This window comes from Streptomyces sp. NPDC002536, from assembly GCF_053594995.1.
Genome location: NZ_JBSFWU010000152.1, coordinates 1 through 12,651 on the forward strand (window position 1 = coordinate 1; position 12,651 = coordinate 12,651).

16 protein-coding genes are annotated in these 12,651 nt (G+C 70.9%); 5 read left to right on the forward strand and 11 right to left on the reverse strand.

Annotation, left to right across the window (positions count from 1 at the left end; all coding sequences use genetic code 11):
- Positions 1–371 precede the first annotated feature (371 nt).
- The 3 genes from ACWD4B_RS32970 to ACWD4B_RS32980 form a co-directional block, all read right to left on the reverse strand.
- Positions 372–1,070: a DNA-3-methyladenine glycosylase gene (locus tag ACWD4B_RS32970; RefSeq protein WP_451424215.1), complete on the reverse strand. Its 699-nt coding sequence runs from the start codon at positions 1,068–1,070 to the stop codon at positions 372–374.
- A 96-nt stretch (positions 1,071–1,166) separates the two neighbouring features.
- Positions 1,167–1,598, reverse strand: coding sequence for a barstar family protein (locus ACWD4B_RS32975; protein ID WP_451424216.1), 432 nt, complete (start codon positions 1,596–1,598; stop codon positions 1,167–1,169).
- Positions 1,595–2,032 carry a ribonuclease domain-containing protein gene (locus ACWD4B_RS32980; RefSeq protein WP_451424217.1) on the reverse strand — a complete coding sequence of 146 codons (438 nt, stop codon included), beginning with the start codon at positions 2,030–2,032 and terminating at the stop codon, positions 1,595–1,597. Before ACWD4B_RS32980 ends, ACWD4B_RS32975 begins: the two co-directional genes overlap by 4 nt.
- A gap of 110 nt (positions 2,033–2,142) precedes the next feature.
- Here ACWD4B_RS32980 and ACWD4B_RS32985 point away from each other — a divergent pair, with 110 nt between their 5' ends.
- Together ACWD4B_RS32985 and ACWD4B_RS32990 are read left to right on the forward strand one after the other, a co-directional pair.
- Positions 2,143–2,691 carry a YbhB/YbcL family Raf kinase inhibitor-like protein gene (locus tag ACWD4B_RS32985; protein ID WP_451424218.1) on the forward strand — a complete coding sequence of 183 codons (549 nt, stop codon included), beginning with the start codon at positions 2,143–2,145 and terminating at the stop codon, positions 2,689–2,691.
- A 409-nt stretch (positions 2,692–3,100) separates the two neighbouring features.
- Entirely contained in the window at positions 3,101–3,592 is a 492-nt protein-coding gene (locus tag ACWD4B_RS32990; protein ID WP_451424219.1) for an HNH endonuclease, read from the forward strand.
- Between the two features lie 109 nt (positions 3,593–3,701).
- On the opposite strand, the gene ACWD4B_RS32995 is transcribed toward ACWD4B_RS32990, so the two are convergent.
- From ACWD4B_RS32995 to ACWD4B_RS33010, 4 genes are all read right to left on the reverse strand, one after another.
- Complete coding sequence (locus tag ACWD4B_RS32995; RefSeq protein ID WP_451424220.1) at positions 3,702–4,469, reverse strand: sulfite exporter TauE/SafE family protein; 768 nt, start codon at positions 4,467–4,469, stop codon at positions 3,702–3,704.
- A 103-nt stretch (positions 4,470–4,572) separates the two neighbouring features.
- On the reverse strand, positions 4,573–5,505 hold the full coding sequence (locus tag ACWD4B_RS33000; RefSeq protein WP_336412347.1) for an SPFH domain-containing protein: 933 nt from the start codon (positions 5,503–5,505) through the stop codon (positions 4,573–4,575).
- A 100-nt stretch (positions 5,506–5,605) separates the two neighbouring features.
- Positions 5,606–6,028, reverse strand: coding sequence for an NfeD family protein (locus ACWD4B_RS33005; RefSeq protein WP_451424221.1), 423 nt, complete (start codon positions 6,026–6,028; stop codon positions 5,606–5,608).
- A gap of 66 nt (positions 6,029–6,094) precedes the next feature.
- The gene (locus ACWD4B_RS33010; RefSeq protein ID WP_171085808.1) at positions 6,095–6,904 is read right to left on the reverse strand and encodes an ABC transporter ATP-binding protein; all 810 of its coding nucleotides are present in this window, start codon (positions 6,902–6,904) and stop codon (positions 6,095–6,097) included.
- Between the two features lie 91 nt (positions 6,905–6,995).
- Between ACWD4B_RS33010 and ACWD4B_RS33015 the strand changes: the two genes are divergently transcribed.
- Entirely contained in the window at positions 6,996–7,802 is an 807-nt protein-coding gene (locus ACWD4B_RS33015) for a hypothetical protein (RefSeq protein ID WP_451424222.1), read from the forward strand.
- Positions 7,803–7,874: 72 nt separating this feature from the next.
- Here the strand turns inward: ACWD4B_RS33015 and ACWD4B_RS33020 are convergent, their stop codons facing one another.
- The 4 genes from ACWD4B_RS33020 to ACWD4B_RS33035 form a co-directional block, all read right to left on the reverse strand.
- Positions 7,875–8,225 carry a chaplin gene (locus ACWD4B_RS33020; RefSeq protein WP_451424223.1) on the reverse strand — a complete coding sequence of 117 codons (351 nt, stop codon included), beginning with the start codon at positions 8,223–8,225 and terminating at the stop codon, positions 7,875–7,877.
- A 204-nt stretch (positions 8,226–8,429) separates the two neighbouring features.
- Positions 8,430–8,684 (reverse strand): chaplin, encoded by a 255-nt coding sequence (locus ACWD4B_RS33025; RefSeq protein WP_451424224.1) that lies wholly within the window; start codon positions 8,682–8,684, stop codon positions 8,430–8,432.
- A gap of 154 nt (positions 8,685–8,838) precedes the next feature.
- Complete coding sequence (locus ACWD4B_RS33030; protein ID WP_451424225.1) at positions 8,839–9,528, reverse strand: response regulator; 690 nt, start codon at positions 9,526–9,528, stop codon at positions 8,839–8,841.
- Positions 9,521–10,669 (reverse strand): GAF domain-containing sensor histidine kinase, encoded by a 1,149-nt coding sequence (locus ACWD4B_RS33035; protein WP_451424226.1) that lies wholly within the window; start codon positions 10,667–10,669, stop codon positions 9,521–9,523. Before ACWD4B_RS33035 ends, ACWD4B_RS33030 begins: the two co-directional genes overlap by 8 nt.
- 107 nt (positions 10,670–10,776) lie before the next feature.
- Between ACWD4B_RS33035 and ACWD4B_RS33040 the strand changes: the two genes are divergently transcribed.
- Together ACWD4B_RS33040 and ACWD4B_RS33045 are read left to right on the forward strand one after the other, a co-directional pair.
- Complete coding sequence (locus ACWD4B_RS33040) at positions 10,777–11,475, forward strand: nitroreductase family protein (protein WP_390777415.1); 699 nt, start codon at positions 10,777–10,779, stop codon at positions 11,473–11,475.
- 340 nt (positions 11,476–11,815) lie between these two features.
- Positions 11,816–12,517 carry a transglycosylase SLT domain-containing protein gene (locus ACWD4B_RS33045; protein WP_451424227.1) on the forward strand — a complete coding sequence of 234 codons (702 nt, stop codon included), beginning with the start codon at positions 11,816–11,818 and terminating at the stop codon, positions 12,515–12,517.
- Positions 12,518–12,651: the final 134 nt, after the last annotated feature.

The following is a 12,651-nucleotide window of genomic DNA, read 5'->3' on the forward strand; positions in this document are numbered from 1 at the left end:
CGTTGACTTTTGGCACGCTGTTGAGTTCTCAAGGAACGGACGCTTCCTTTGTACTCACCCTCTCGGGCTTTCCTCCGGGCGCTTCCCTTCGTTGTTTCCGACTCTATCAGATCCTTTTCCGTGCCGTTCCCGGCTCGAATTCGTTTCCGATTCCCCGTCGGAGGGGGGTGGCCACTACGTTAGCGGATTTCCCGTCCCGCTCATAATCGAGCCGATCGAATCCCTATTTCGGCACAGCGAAACAGGACCCCGATCCGGGGAGTTCCTCGTGAGTAGTGATTGTGCCGCTCATCGGACACGCACGACGGCGCAGCCCGGCTCAAGCGGCTCGGGCTACGTTAGGCCCTCGTGGCCGCGGAGTCAAGCACCGCTCAAGCGCGGCTCGTCCGTGGCGTCTTCTCCGTCCCCTGGCCCGTCCCCTGCTCCGTCTTCCGTTCGCGGTTGCGCGGCACATGGGCCCGGTAGGGGCTGACCGTCGGGTCGCCGTCGGCCCAGAAGCGCCAGGGGTGTGCCGCGCCGTCGCCGCCGACCCCGGTGCGGGGGCCGCTGCGGATGCGGGGCCGGGGGACGGGGTGGCCGGCGAGGATGCCGAGCGGGGCTCCCGGGCCTGCGCAGACGTCGGTGCCGTTGAGGGAGCGGTCGATGTCGAGTGCCGTGGCGAGGCGGGCCGGGCCCTGGGCGAGCTCGCGGTCGGCCCGGGCCTTGGGGCGGTGCTTACGGGCGAGGTCCGCGCCCCGGGTCACCTCGCCCCCGCGCAGCAGGACACCGCTCGCGGTGCCCTCGGGGCCGCATACGAGATTGAGACTGAACCACATGCCGTAGATGAAGTAGACATACGCATGGCCCGGGGGTCCGAACATCGATGCGTTCCGCTCGGTACGGCCGCGGTAGGCGTGCGAGCCCGGATCGGCCTCTCCCGCGTAGGCCTCGACCTCCGTGATGCGGAGCTCGATCGGCCCCTCGGGGGTCGTACGGACCAGGGTGCGGCCGAGCAGTTCCGGGGCGACCTCCAGGACGGGGCGGTCGAAGAAGTCCCGGTCGAGCGGCGTGCGGTCAGGCGCGGGGATCATGCCGCTCGAGCGTAGTGGACTCCGGTGACCCGGCGGGGCGCGCGCGGCATCCGTATGCCGCGAGGGGCCCGCCCCGCCGGGTCCTCGCCGGAGCCGTCACGACAGGAGGACGGTCAGGGGCGCCTCCCGGTCCGCCCAGAAGTCCACCGCGTCGGCGAGCACCGATTCCGCCGTGCGTGCGGCGCCGGGGACGGCCTTGGCGAAGGCGTCCCAGTCCTCGGCGATCAGCAGGTAGCCACGGAACTTGCCGGTCTCGCGCCACCAGGACAGGTCCATCAGGCAGTCGGCGAGGGCGTCCCAGTTGCGGCCGAACCACTCGGGGAGGTCGAGTTCGGCTGCGCACCGCTCGAGGAAGGCCGTCTTGTCCTGGACGCCTTCGAGGCGCAGGCGGGCCACCCGCCAGTCGGCCTCGGCGGCGGCCACGGCGACGTGGGCGGGGGAATCGGTGGGCGGGAGCCGGTAGACGCCCGGCCGGGTGGGTCCGTTGAGGAGTGCGGGGAGCCCTGGAGCGGGCAGGGGGCCGGTCATTGCACCACCGCCTCGAAGGTTTTGTAGTGGTCGTCGGTGTAGTAGCGCTCGTCGTGGCTGCCGGTGATGATGCGGCGGGCACCACGGTTGCCGGCGCCCGGGGTGGGGACCGTGTACTCGTGGTAGTAGCCACGGGTCTGCTTGGGCAGCTGGTTCTCGTAGTTGCCGAAGACGATGCCGTCCCTGTCGTACGGGAAAGGGCCGCCCTTCTTGATGAGTTCGAGGGTACGGCGTGCCTCGGGGGGCAGCTTGTCCTCGGTGACGGTCTTCATGCCCTTGGCCCACGACGGCGTTCCGCCGGACGGCTGCTGAGGCGCCGTCGTACGGGAGTGGGACGTGGACGGGGACTTGTCCGCCTTGTGGCTGCTGTGGGAGGAGCAGGCGGGCAGGAGCAGCAGCACGGCTCCGGCGAGGAGCGCGGTCAGTGCGCGCATGACACTTCTATACACACTTCGATGCACACCTCGTATGGTCGCAGCCGTTACCGACATGCCCTCGTTAGGCTGGCACTTTCATCTACCCGCGCGTACAGGAGGTGTCCTGCGTGTCAGGCGTATCCGAGCAGAACCGGCGGCCGCTGCCCCACGATTTCCATCCGCCGGTGCCGTCGTTCACGGTGGTCAGTGATGACGTGAGCCCGGGGGCGACGCTCAGGAGCGATCAGGTCTTCAGCGGGGGCAACGTCTCGCCGCACCTGCGCTGGGAGGGCTTCCCGGAAGGCACGAAGAGCTTTGCGGTGACGTGCTTCGACCCGGACGCGCCGACCGGGAGCGGCTTCTGGCACTGGGTGCTCTTCGACATCCCGGCGGACGTGACCGAGTTGCCTGCGGGTGCCGGGAGCGGGGAGATGAAGGGGCTGCCGGCGGGCGCGGTGCACGTGCGGAACGACTACGGGACGCGGGACTTCGGCGGTGCCGCGCCGCCGCCCGGGGATGGTTCGCACCGCTATGTCTTCACGGTGTACGCGGTGGACAAGGAGAAGCTGGGGCCGGACGAGGCCGTCTCGCCGGCGGTCGTGGGCTTCAACCTGCGGTTCCACGCACTGGCCCGGGCGCAGCTGATCGGCGAGTACGAGAACCCCGCGGCCGGCTGACGGCCGTTCGCGGGCTGCGGCGGCCGGAAATTCCGTTGCGCCCCGCTGCTCCGGATCGCACAGTGGTGCATGGCTGACGGCTTCTTCACGGGCCGTCGGGCAGCGGACACCGCAGTGGCGGGGGCGGCGGGGCGTGCGTGTGCCGTGCGCCGGCCGTCTGCCGGAGGCCGGTTCTCCGGGACCGGGTGACCGCGTCTGCTGCTGTGCGCTCCGGGCCCGCGTTTCGCACGGGGGAAGGGCCCGGAGCGTTCCCCCGTTTCCCCATGCGCCGCCGCCTCTTCACGCCGACGTTCCATGACGATCAACTTCCCTTTCCCGTAACGAAATTGCGTTGTTCCCGACCCACTGCCCCGGCAGAGTTGAGCCATCTTTGCCGCGGGGGTGAAGAGCGGTCCGGGAGGTGGACGGGATGCGGGAGACGCTGGTGCTCAATGCGAGTTTCGAGCCGTTGTCGACGGTTTCACTGCGGCGTGCGGTGGTGCTCGTCCTGCAGGACAAGGCCGTTGTGGAACGGACGCATCCCGGGCTGCGGGTGCGCGGGTCGGCGGTGGAGATACCGGTGCCCCAAGTGATCAGGCTCTGCCGGTACGTACGGGTGCCGTTCCGACAACGGGCGCCGTGGTCGCGGCGCGGGGTTCTGGTGCGTGACCGGCACCGGTGCGCGTACTGCGGGCAGCGTGCGACCACGGTCGACCATGTGGTGCCGCGGTCGCACGGGGGCCAGGACACCTGGCTGAATACGGTCGCCGCCTGTGCGGCGGACAACCACCGCAAGGCGGACCGCACTCCGGAGCAGGCGGGGATGCGGCTGCTGAGCCGTCCGTTCGAGCCGACGCCCGCCGGTGCGTTGGTGCTGGCGCTCGGCCTGCAGGAGGGGGACTGGCTTCCGGCTGTGGCGTGAGTGCTTTGGCAGCGGGCCGGTGGGGGTTGTTCGCGCCCACGCGGCGGAACCGCTGGGGGTACCTCCCAGCGGTAGCTGGGGGAGTGACAGCCCCGCGCCCCTTCAGGTGCTACCTGAGCAGCATCTGGACGATTGCCACGATGCCCACCGCGACGATGACTCCGCGCAGCGCGGTGGGCGGGAGGCGGCGGCCGATCCTGGCGCCGAGCCAGCCGCCGAGCGTGGAGCCGGCGGCGATGAGCAGGACGGCCTGCCAGTCGAAATGGGCGACGCAGAGGAAGAACAGCGCAGCCACGCCGTTGACGATGAGCGCGAGGACGTTCTTCAGGGCGTTGATGCGCTGCAGGTGGTCGCTGAGCAGCAGGCCCATGAGCGAGAGGTACATGACGCCCTGGGCGGCCCCGAAGTAGCCGCCGTAGGCGCCGGCCAGCAGGAGGCCTATGAGCAGGGCGGGCCCGCCGTCGGTGGGGGCGGTGGTGCCGTTGCGCTCGTGGCGGCGGGCGAGGGCGCGGGCGAGGCGGGGCTGCAGGACGACGAGCACGAGGGCGAGGCCGATGAGGACCGGCACGATGGTGTCGAAGGCCTTCGACGGCAGGGCGAGCAGCAGGACGGCGCCGGTGAGGCCGCCGACGAGGGCGGTGGTGCCGAAGAGGGCGATGCGGCGGCCCTGGCCGCGCAGTTCGCGGCGGTAACCGACGACGCCGCTGATGTTGCCGCTGACGAGGCCGAGGGTGTTGGAGACGTTGGCGGTGACCGGCGGCAGTCCGGTGGCGAGGAGCACCGGGAAGGTGAGGAGGGTGCCCGAGCCGACGATGACGTTGATGGTGCCGGCGCCGATGCCGGCGGCGAAGACCGCGAGTGCTTCCCAGATGGACAAGGCCATCTCCTTCTGATCAGTGTGTCGCCTCCCCGCCGTGAGAGGTCGGGGGGCCGCACTGATCATGGATCACGGAGGAGGCCGGGGGAAGCGCCTGCGCTGGTCAGTCGATCGGCGGCTCTTCGCGGCGCGGGGTCTCCTTGGTCAGCTTCGCGCCGCCCATCGGGCCGAAGTTGCCGACGGCGCCGCTGAGGCCCTTGAGGGCGTCGCCGATCTCGCTGGGCACGATCCAGAGCTTGTTGGCGTCACCCTCGGCGATCTTGGGGAGCATCTGGAGGTACTGGTAGGAGAGCAGCTTCTCGTCGGGGTCGCCCGCGTGGATGGACTCGAAGACGGTGCGGATCGCCTGGGCCTCGCCCTCGGCGCGGAGTGCGGCGGCGCGGGCCTCGCCCTCGGCGCGCAGGATGGCGGACTGCTTCTCGCCCTCCGCGGTGAGGATCTGGGACTGGCGGATGCCCTCGGCGGTGAGGATGGCGGCGCGCTTGTCACGGTCGGCGCGCATCTGCTTCTCCATCGAGTCCTGGATGGAGGTAGGCGGCTCGATGGCCTTGAGCTCGACGCGGTTGACGCGGATGCCCCACTTGCCGGTGGCCTCGTCGAGGACGCCGCGCAGGGCGGCGTTGATCTCCTCGCGGGAGGTGAGGGTGCGCTCCAGGTCCATGCCGCCGATGATGTTGCGCAGGGTGGTGACGGTGAGCTGCTCGATGGCCTGGATGAAGCTGGAGACCTCGTAGGTGGCGGCCCGGGCGTCGGTGACCTGGTAGTAGATGACGGTGTCGATGTTGACGACCAGGTTGTCCTGGGTGATCACCGGCTGCGGGGGGAACGGGACGACCTGCTCGCGGAGGTCGATCCGGTTGCGGATGGAGTCGATGAAGGGGACGACGATGTTCAGGCCGGCGTTGAGGGTGCGTGTGTAGCGGCCGAAGCGCTCGACGATGGCGGCGCTGGCCTGCGGGATGACCTGGACCGTCTTCATGAGGGCGATGAAGACGAGCACCACCAGGATGATCAGGACGATGATGATCGGTTCCATCGGGGCTCCCCACGCCTTGGTCGTTGATCGCGGTCTTTGATCGTGATGCGGAGTCTTTCAGATCCCGTGCCCGAGTGCAGGCGTTGGGCGTACATCCCGGTCACATCACCACGGCTGTCGCACCGTCGATCTCGATGACGTCCACGTGCTGGCCCACCTCGTAGCTCCGGTCGGTGTCGAAGGAGCGGGCGGACCAGATCTCGCCGCCGAGCTTGATGCGGCCTCCGGCGCCGTCGACCCTTTCCAGCACGGTCGCCTGACGGCCCTTCAGGGCCTCGATGCCGGTCGCCAGCTCGGGCCGCCGGTCGCGGTGCCGGTTGGCGATGGGGCGGACGACGGCGATGAGGGCGACGGAGACGACCGCGAAGACCACGAACTGGATCACGGTGCCGCCGCCCAGCTTCGAGGTGACGGCGGCGGCGACGGCTCCGGCGGCCAGCATGCCGAACTCGGGCAGCGCGGTCACGATCAGCGGAATGCCCAGCCCGACGGCGGCCACGAGCCACCACACCCATGTGTCCACGTGGTCATGGTAGGCGTGCGGCCCGCGCCTGGGACAGAGCGCGGGCCGTGACCGGGCGGACCGGGGTCAGGAGAGCGGCAGGCCCCGGGCGGTCCAGCGGTCTCCGTTGCGCTCGACGACCAGCGGGAGGCCGAAGCAGTGGGAGAGGTTGCGGGAGGTGAGCTCGAGCTCGATGGGGCCGGCGGCGAGCACCTTGCCCTGACGGATCATCAGGACGTGGGTGAAGCCGGGGGCGATCTCCTCGACGTGGTGGGTGACCATGAGCATCGAGGGCGCGAGGGGGTCGCGGGCGAGGCGGCCGAGGCGGCGGACGAGGTCCTCGCGGCCGCCGAGGTCGAGGCCCGCGGCGGGCTCGTCGAGCATCAGCAGCTCGGGGTCGGTCATCATCGCGCGGGCGATCAGGGTGCGCTTGCGCTCGCCCTCGGAGAGGGTGCCGAACTTCCGGTCCAGGTGGTCCGTCATGCCGAGCACGTCGAGGAAGGCCCGGGCGCGCCGCTCGTCGACCTCCTCGTAGTCCTCCTGCCAGGTGGCGGTCATGCCGTAGGCGGCGGTGAGGACCGTCTGCAGCACGGTCTGGCTGCGCGGCAGCTTGTCGGCGAGGGCGATGCCGGCCACGCCGATGCGCGGGCGCAGCTCGAAGACGTCGACGGCGCCGAGCTTCTCGCCGAGGATCGTGGCCGTGCCCTTGGTCGGGAAGAGGTAGCTGGAGGCGACATTGAGGAGGGTGGTCTTGCCGGCGCCGTTGGGGCCGAGGATGACCCAGCGCTCACCCTCCTTGACCGACCAGGAGACCTGGTCCACCAGAGCCCGGCCCTCGCGGACCACGGATACGTCCACCAGTTCCAGCACTTCGCTCATGAGCGCGTTGTCTCCCATTGCAGTCTCGATCGTCGCTTGCGCCTGTGGGCGCAGCCCCCAAGGAAAACCTACGCCACCGGTCGAGGGTGCCAGTCCTTAGGCTGGGGCCATGCTCGTTGAACATCGCTCAGGGCGGCTCGCCGCGTGGGGAAATGCCCTCCTTGCCGGGTTTGTCGCGCCCGATGATGCGGCACACCACATCACCGGGGACGACTCCGTCCACCGCGTCGCCGGACTGCCCGGGGAATCCGGGCCCGTCGGGCTGACCCTCGCACTCGGCCGGCTGCGGGCGCTCGGCGCGACCGGGCTGCGCCTGGCACTGCCGGTGCCGGGGCACCCGCTGGGGCTCAGCGGGCCGCCGGAGTTCAATGCCCGTGCCATGGAGGCCGAGGAGGCGGTCGTCGTCTCGGGTGTGGCGCTCGGGCTCGTGCCGGAGGTGTCCGAGGCCGGGCCCGCGGGCGATGTGCACGTGGAGGTGGTCTGGCACTGCCTGCCCGTGCGGGAGGCGCCGCCCGCGGACGTGCCCTCGCTCGGAGAGGCGGAGCGCGAGCTGGCCGAGGCGCTGCGCGAGGCGACGGAGGTGCTCACCCGGCTCGACGTGGCCGGTTCGGGGCCGGTGGCGCAGGCCGCTCTGGAGGCCTACCGGGCACGGGCCGAAGCCGGGCGCGAGGTGCTCGCCCCGGGCTATCCGCCGCGTGCGGTACGGGTGCTGGAGCTGGCGCAGCGGGTGGGCGCGCTGGTGTCCATCGCGTACGAGCCCGGGGACCGCGAGGGCCGGGAGCACGGCGGCGCGGTGAGCGCCTCGGAGATCGCGGCGCGCGCCGCGGCGCTGCGGCCGGTGGAGCGCACCGCCCGGCGGGCCCAGGTGGCCGCGTACAACGCACCGGTGGAGGAGCGGGAGCGCAGGAGGCACTGAGCACAGCGGGAGGCCCCGCGGACCGATGGTCCGCGGGGCCTCGCCCTGTGTGCCGACGGAGTTCCGTGGAGGTCAGTCCTCGTCCTCGTGGTGGTCCTCGTGGTGACGGCCCTCGTGGTGCTCGTGGTGGTGGATGTGGCGGATCTCCGTGTGGTGCTCCTCGGGCTCCGCGTTGATGCAGGTGTTGCCGAAGGTCGGGTTGAGGAGACCCACGATGTCGATGCTGTTGCCGCACAGGTTGATCGGGAGCTGGATCGGGACCTGGATGACGTTGCCCGAGACGACACCGGGCGAGCCCTTCGCGACGCCGATGGCACCCGCACCGCCGGGCCCGCCATCGGTGGCGAGGGCGCTACCGATGGAAGCGGTGACGGCGGCGCCTGCTGCGGCCAGAACGAGGGCGGCCTTCGTGGCTCTGTTCATAAGGTGTCTTCCTTTGTGCTGAGACCTGTCGACCCCAGCCATGGGGGCCGTGCACTGATGAACGCCACCACGCCGCCGACGGCACGGCCGTAGGCGGCATTTGCCCTCATTCGGACGATTGACTCCCCCAAAGAATCCGCCGGTCGGCCCCGCCCTGGGAGGGAGCGGGGACGACCGGCGGACGAGTCGAGCTGCGGAGCGCTCTTACTCGTTGACGCAGAGGTTGCCCTGTGCCGGGTTCAGCACGCCGACCACGTTGATCGTGTCGCCGCAGACGTTCACCGGAACCTCGACGGGCACCTGAAGGACGTTGCCCGAGACGACACCGGGGGAGTTCTTCGCCTCGGCGAGCGCGCCGACGTGCCCGCCCTGCCCGTGGGCGGAGGCGATACCGGCACCCATGAGGGCGAGGCCACCGGCAGCGATGGTGACAGCAGCGGCCTTCTTCATGTTCTTCACTCTTCCTGAGCCTTCCTGGAGCTTTCGCCACGGCCAGCCGCCGCGGTTACGCCATGGAGAACGGGCCGCTGCCGGTCGAGTTGCGCCCCCGGACGGGTTATCACACGACCGCATGAACCGCCGATCAGAACGTGACGTTCCGCTACGGCCCCCGTCAGGCGCCCAGCCCCTGGCGGACGGCCCAGAGGGCCGCCTGCGTGCGGTCGGCGAGGTCGAGTTTCATGAGGATGTTGGAGACGTGCGTCTTGACGGTCTTCTCCGACAGCACCAGGGCCCGGGCGATCTCCCGGTTGGACCGGCCGTCCGCGATCAGGGCCAGCACCTCGCGCTCCCGTTCGGTGAGCGCATTGCCTCTCCCCTGCCCGTTGCCGCCCTCGTCCTGCGACAGCAGGGCCCCGGCCACCTCGGGCTGCAGCAGGACGTGCCCGGCGTGCACGGACCGGATGGCGCCGGCGAGCGCGTCGGGGTCCACGTCCTTGTAGACGTAGCCCGCCGCCCCGGCCCGCAGGGCGGGGATCACGGTGCGCTGCTCGGTGAAGCTGGTGACGACCAGCACCCGGGCCGGGTGCTCCAGCTCCCGCAGCTTGCGCAGCGCCTCGATCCCGTCCATGCCCGGCATCTTCACGTCCATGAGGACGACGTCGGGGCACAGCTCCTCGGCGCGGGCCACGCCCTCGGCACCGTCGGCGGCCTCCCCGACCACCTCGATGTCGTCCTGGACCTCCAGGAACGTCCGCAGCCCCCGGCGGACCACCTGGTGGTCGTCCACCAGCAGCACCCTGATGCTGCATTTCCCCGGGGGCTGACCCCCGGACCCCCAGCCGGACCCCTGGTTCTCAGCCACCGGGCACCTCCATTTCGATCGTGGTGCCCTTGCCGGGCTCCGAGACAACGGTCAGCCTGCCGCCGACCCCGCCCGCCCGGTCCCGCATGGAGACCAGGCCCAGGTGCCGTCCGGCCCGGCGGACGGCGGACGGGTCGAACCCCTGCCCGTCGTCCGCCACCCGCAGGGCCGCGCCCTGGCCGCAGCGGGCCAGGGTGACCTCGACGGTGCCGGCCCCGGAGTGGCGCAGCGCGTTGTGCAGGGCCTCCTGGGCCACGCGCAGCAGCGCCTCCTCCTGGGCGGCCGGCAGGGCCCGTACGCCGCGGGAGGTGAAGGTGACGCGGGCGGTGTGGGCCCGGTCGAGGACCTTGATCTGGGTGCGCAGGGTGGCGACGAGTCCGTCCTCGTCCAGCCCGGCGGGGCGCAGCTCCACGACGGCGGCGCGCAGTTCGTCGGCCGCCTCGGCGGCGAGCCGGGCGACCTCGTGCAGCTCCTCCTTGGCACGGGCCGGGTCGCGGTCCACGAGGGCGGTGGCGGCCTGGGCGGTCAGCCGCAGGGAGAAGAGCTTCTGGGAGACGGCGTCGTGCAGCTCGTGCGCGAGGCGGGACCGTTCCCCGGCGATGGTCAGTTCGCGGCTGCGCTCGTAGAGGCGGGCGTTGGTGAGGGCTATGGCGGCGTGCTGGGCGAGGACGCGCAGCAGTTCCTCGTCCTCGGCGGTGAAGCCGCAGCCGCCGGCCGGCTTGGGGCAGCGCTTGTTCGCCAGGAAGATCGCGCCCAGGATCTCGTCGCCGTCGGCGGCGACGGGCATGCCGAGGAAGTCGGACATGTCGGGGTGGGCGGCGGGCCAGCCCTCGAAGCGGGGGTCGAGGCGGACGTCCGCCAGGCGCTGCGGGGTGGCCTCCCGGAGCATGGCGGCGAGGATGCCGTGCTGGCGGGGCAGCGGGCCGATGGCCTTCCACTGCTCGTCGCTGATGCCGTCCACGACGAACTGGGCGAAGCCGCCGTGGTCGTCGGGGACGCCGAGCGCCGCGTACTCGGCGTCGAGGAGTTCGCGGGCCGAGGCGACGATCGTGTGCAGGACGTCGCGCACCTCCAGATGCCGGCTCATGGCGAGGAGGGCGCTGCTCACGGCGGTCAGTCCGGAGCGTGGGCCAGTGGTCATGGCCTCACCGTACCCACGGGTCACGGCGGGAGGGATCGGACCGGCGGCGGCCTGCGGCCGGGACCCGGGGCCTAGGCCGAAAGGCCCGCGCGGGCCAGACTCGGGCCATGACGTCACCGATGCAGTGGACACCCATCCATGGCGAGCCCTACCGGCCGGTGCCCTACCGGCCCGCGCGGATGCCCGCCGCCGAGTCCCTCGTCCGGGCCGCGGAGCTGCGGGAGCGGATGGACCGGCGCAGGACCGTCCGGCGGTTCTCCGCCGACCCCGTGCCCGATCAGGTCGTGCGGGACGCGATCGCGTGCGCGGCCACTGCGCCGTCCGGGGCGCACCAGCAGCCGTGGACGTTCGTGCTGGTGAAGGACCCGGAGGTGCGGCGGCGGATCCGGGCGGCCGCCGAGGAGGAGGAACGCGTCTCCTACGAGGGGCGGCTGGGCGAGGAGTGGCTGGCGGCGCTGCGCCCGCTGGGCACGGACGAGGTCAAGCCTCACCTGACGGACGCCCCGGCGCTGATCGTGGTCTTCCAGCAGCGCTACTGGCTCGGCGCGGACGGCGAGCGGCGCAAGCACTACTACGTGGACGAGTCGGTCGGCATCGCGGTCGGGATGCTGCTCTCGGCGCTGCATCTGTCGGGGCTGGCTGCGCTGGTGCACACGCCGAGTCCGATGCGGTTCCTGGCGGAGGTGCTGGGGCGGCCGGTGAACGAGAAGGCCTTCGCGGTGATCCCCGTCGGCTATCCGGCGGCGGACTGCGAGGTGCCGGACCTGGTGCGCAAGAGCCTGGACCAGGTGCTGGTGGAGGTCTGAGACCGTCTCCACGGAATGCACTGCAGCGCTCACACCGGGTGAACCCCCGGGGGTCCCGGTGTGAGCCCGCTCATGGGACGCAGATCACTTACGAAGCCGCCTAGTGGACGCATAAGTCCGCCGTAAGCGGCGGTGCGCACAGGGACCGGACAGGTTCGCCGGGGCGCCGGCAGCCCCCTCCGCAACGAAGCGGGATAGTACGTCACACCTTTGCCACAGCATTTTGCGAGCGCTAAGAATTTCCCCCGTCGCACGGCGCCGTCGAGAGACGCGGCGCTGTTTTTTCAGCCCAAAAAACGGCCGCTGCGGCTCACGCGATCGGAAGAGGTTCAGCTCACTCATGCGCTCCCCCATCTCTGGTTATACCCGCCTGACCAAGGTCCACAAGTTCTCCGCCGCCGGCGTCGCCGCCGCGGGTGCCGCCGCTCTGGCCTTCGCGCTCGTGCCGACCGCCGACGCCAAGGGCGACGCGCAGTCGATCGGTGTCAAGGAGGTCGCCTGGAACACCTCGGCCTTCGGCGAGACCCAGCAGGACGAGCTGAACAAGCAGTCGGACGCCGCCGCCGCGCAGGCCAAGACCGCCGCCGAGGCCAAGAAGAAGGCCGACGACGAGGCGAAGGCCAAGGCCGACAAGGAGCGCGCCGAGCAGCAGGCCGCGAGCCGTTCCGAGGAGCGCAAGCCGGTCGAGGCCGCCCCCGCAGCCCCGGCCCCCAAGGCCTACGCCAACAACCTGGACGGCTGGATCAAGCAGGCCCTGGACATCATGGCCGCCAAGGGCATCCCGGGCACCTACAACGGCATCTACCGCAATGTCATGCGGGAGTCGACGGGCAACCCCAACGCCATCAACAACTGGGACTCCAACGCTGTCGCCGGCACCCCCTCGAAGGGCCTGCTGCAGGTGATCGACCCGACCTTCAAGGCGTACCACGTCGACGGCACGTCCTGGAACATCTACGACCCGGTCGCCAACATCACCGCCGCCTGCAATTACGCGGCCAAGGTCTACGGCTCGATGGACAACGTGAACTCGGCCTACTGATCCTTTTCTTCGGCACGGCCGCAGAAACGCCGGACAGCCGCCAGGAAGCGATGAAATCCCGATGAGATCGAGGGCCGACCGCCGGCCGCTATCGCCCTGCGATCAACGGCAACAGCAGCGCAGCGGACCAGCTG

Coding starts and splice junctions, on each gene's coding strand:
- ACWD4B_RS32970 (WP_451424215.1), bottom strand. CDS start 1,070: ATGATCCCCGCGCCTGACCGCACGCCGCTCGACCGGGACTTCTTCGAC.
- ACWD4B_RS32975 (WP_451424216.1), bottom strand. CDS start 1,598: ATGACCGGCCCCCTGCCCGCTCCAGGGCTCCCCGCACTCCTCAACGGA.
- ACWD4B_RS32980 (WP_451424217.1), bottom strand. CDS start 2,032: ATGCGCGCACTGACCGCGCTCCTCGCCGGAGCCGTGCTGCTGCTCCTG.
- ACWD4B_RS32990 (WP_451424219.1), top strand. CDS start 3,101: ATGCGGGAGACGCTGGTGCTCAATGCGAGTTTCGAGCCGTTGTCGACG.
- ACWD4B_RS33000 (WP_336412347.1), bottom strand. CDS start 5,505: ATGGAACCGATCATCATCGTCCTGATCATCCTGGTGGTGCTCGTCTTC.
- ACWD4B_RS33010 (WP_171085808.1), bottom strand. CDS start 6,904: ATGGGAGACAACGCGCTCATGAGCGAAGTGCTGGAACTGGTGGACGTA.
- ACWD4B_RS33015 (WP_451424222.1), top strand. CDS start 6,996: ATGCTCGTTGAACATCGCTCAGGGCGGCTCGCCGCGTGGGGAAATGCC.
- ACWD4B_RS33020 (WP_451424223.1), bottom strand. CDS start 8,225: ATGAACAGAGCCACGAAGGCCGCCCTCGTTCTGGCCGCAGCAGGCGCC.
- ACWD4B_RS33035 (WP_451424226.1), bottom strand. CDS start 10,669: ATGACCACTGGCCCACGCTCCGGACTGACCGCCGTGAGCAGCGCCCTC.
- ACWD4B_RS33040 (WP_390777415.1), top strand. CDS start 10,777: ATGACGTCACCGATGCAGTGGACACCCATCCATGGCGAGCCCTACCGG.
- ACWD4B_RS33045 (WP_451424227.1), top strand. CDS start 11,816: ATGCGCTCCCCCATCTCTGGTTATACCCGCCTGACCAAGGTCCACAAG.